This is a genomic window from Pseudonocardia sp. McavD-2-B, from assembly GCF_024124365.1.
Taxonomy (GTDB): domain Bacteria; phylum Actinomycetota; class Actinomycetes; order Mycobacteriales; family Pseudonocardiaceae; genus Pseudonocardia; species Pseudonocardia alni.
Genome location: NZ_JAMXSG010000435.1, coordinates 1 through 2,849, shown reverse-complemented (window position 1 = coordinate 2,849; position 2,849 = coordinate 1). Strand labels below are relative to the sequence as shown.

Genomic DNA, 2,849 nt, shown 5'->3' with positions numbered 1-2,849 from the left:
ATGCGGAGGCCGCCGCCCGCGCCGACGCCGCGACCGCCGAGGCCGCGCGCTCCGCCGCGGAGACCGACGCCGTCGCGCTCGCCGGGGAGGTCCGGCCCGCAGAGCTGCTCGGACTCGACGAGATCCGCCCGGACACCGACGCGGGCCTCGTCGTCGACACCCTGACCACCGCGATCCGCGGCGCCGAGCGGGAGCGGACGACCCTGCACGGCGACCAGCGCCGCGACGAACGCGCGCTCGCCGCGCTCGGCGACGGCGGCCTGCTGCCCGACCCGACGGAGATCGAGGACGTCCTCGCGGCGCTGGAGGCCGCCGGGATCACCGCCTGGTCCGGCCGTCGCTACCTGGCGAAGCTGCCCGCCCCCGACCGGGAGACCGTGCTGGCGCGGCTACCGCACCTGGCGGGCGGGGTGCTGCTCAACGACGCGCGCGACGCCGAGCGGGCCCGCGCCGAGCTGGACGCGGCGCGGCTGCTGCCGGCCTGCCTGGTCGCGGTCGGCACCACCGCCGCGCTGCGCGCCGACGCCGATGCGGCGCCCGGGATCGACTTCGTGGTGCCGCCCAACCCGGCCCTGCACGACGAGGAGGCCGCCGAGCAGGTCCGGGTCCGGCTCGTCGCCGAGACCACCGAGCGCGCCGCCCGGCTCGCCGAGCTGGAGACCGTCCTCGACGACGACCGCAGGCTGCGGGACCGGTTCGCCGCGCTGCGCGACCGTCGTCCCACCCTCGCCGACCTCACCGAGGCCGCCGAGGCCGCCGAGGCCGCACGGGCCGCGGCCGTCGCCGAGTACGAGGCGACCCGCGCCGAGGTCGAGGACCTCGACGAGCGCGCCGACCGGCTCACCGTCGACCGGCCCGGCCTGGAGCGCACCGCCGGGGACACCCGTCGCCGGGCGGACGCGCTCGCCGCGCTGCGCACCGAGCTCGCCCGCCGGGCGACGCACGAGGAGCGGATGCGCACCGGGGAGGCCGACGCCGCGCGGGCCCGCCAGGAGGCCGACGCCGCCGGGACCACCGCCGACCGCGCCGGTCGCGAGGCCGCCGACGCGCAGCAGACGCGCGACCGGCAGCGCGGCATCGGCACGATCCTGCGCGACGAGGCCGCGGCGCTCCCAGTCTCCACCGACGAGGTCGGCGGGCAGGACGGAGAGCCGGAGGGGACCCCCGAGGGGTCGCTGGCCGAGCTGCGCGAGGAGTTCCAGCGGGCCCGCGACGCCTACGCCTCGGCCTCCGTCGACACCGACCTGCAGGGTGCGCTGGAGCGGGCCGAGGCCGATGCGCGGGAGCGGCGGGTCGCCGTCGACGGGCTGCCGCGCACCGTCGTCGAGGCCGCGACGGCGTTCCTGCACACCCCCGACGGCGCCGACGCCGCCAGCCGCCGCGCCGCCGCCGAGCAGGCCCGGACCGCCTACGACGAGGCCGAGAGCCGCCGCGCCGACGCCGCGACCGAGCTGGCCGTCGCCCGCCGCGAACTGGAGCGGTTCACCGGCGGCGAGCGGCCGATCGACCCCTACGACCCGCCCCGCGACGCCGAGCACGGCCGCGAGCTGGTCGCCCGCGCCACGGCCGACCTGGACGCGGCGGGCAAGGACCTGGAACGCCGTCGTCGGGCCCGGACCGACGCCGAGGACGCCCACCGCACCGCCACCGACCTCGCCCGCGGGTTCGGGCTGGTCGTGTCCTCGCTGGACGAGACGCCCGAGCCGTCCGGGGTGCCGTTCGACGGCCACGTCGAGGCCGCCCAGGCTGCGCTCAAGCGCCACCAGAACGCCGTCCGCGACGCCGCGGGGGAGCGGACACGCGCCGAGAAGAAGGTCCGCGAGGGCGTCGACGCCGTCGCCCGCTTCGCCCAGGACCCGCGGTTCGCGACCCTGAGCTCCCCGGTGCACCGCCACATCGGCGGTGTCGACCGGTCGGAGATGCCCGGCCTCGCCGCGGAGTGGATCGCCGCGCTGCGCCCGCGGCTGCGCTCCCTCGACGACGACCTCGGCAACATCGAGCGGCACCGCTCCGGGATCGTCACCCGGCTGTCCGGGATGGTCGGCGAGGCGCTGCGGACGGTGCGCCTCGCGCAGCGGCTGTCCCAGCTGCCCGAGGGCCTCGGCGACTGGTCGGGCCAGCAGTTCCTGCGGATCCGGTTCGAGGAGCTGCCCGACGCGGCGCTGCGCCACGAGCTCGGCGCCGTCGTCGACCGCACCGCCACCGGCATGGCGGGCGGGAAGGCGAAGGACCGGCGCGACGGCATGTCCATGCTGCTGCGCGGGGTCCGGGCCGCGATGCCGAAGGGTGTCCGGGTCGAGATGCTCAAGCCCGACGCCGTGCTGCGCACCGAGCGGCTGCGCGTTTCCGCGATCAAGGACGTTTTCTCCGGCGGGCAGCAGCTGACCGCGGCGATCGTCCTGTACTGCACGATGGCGGCGCTGCGGGCGCACCAGCGCGGGCAGGGCAGGCGGGCGCACGCGGGCGTGCTGTTCCTCGACAACCCGATCGGGCGGGCGTCGGCGGGGTACCTGCTGGAGCTGCAGTTCGGCGTCGCACAGGCCCTCGGCGTGCAGCTGGTCTACACGACCGGGCTGTTCGACGCCGGCGCGCTGTCGTCGTTCCCGCTGCTCGTGCGGCTGCGCAACGACGCCGACCTGCGCGCCGGACGCAAGTACCTGTCGGTCGACGAGCGGGTCACCCGGTCGGTGCCCGACGCCGACGCCCCCGGCGGCCGGATCACCGCCGCCCGCGTCTACCGGCGCCCCGAGGCCGCGGTGGCCGCCGGCACCGGCGACGACGGCGCGGGCGTCGGGCCGGCCTACTGGCTCCCGCCCTTCTCCCCCTCGGAGGGCGTCGCCCGGCTCCAC

The 2,849-nt window shown here is 78.1% G+C and carries 1 pseudogene; it reads left to right on the top strand.

What is annotated here, in order from left to right:
- Nucleotides 1-2,849, top strand: a pseudogene (locus NH602_RS29800) (hypothetical protein); the annotation flags it as partial.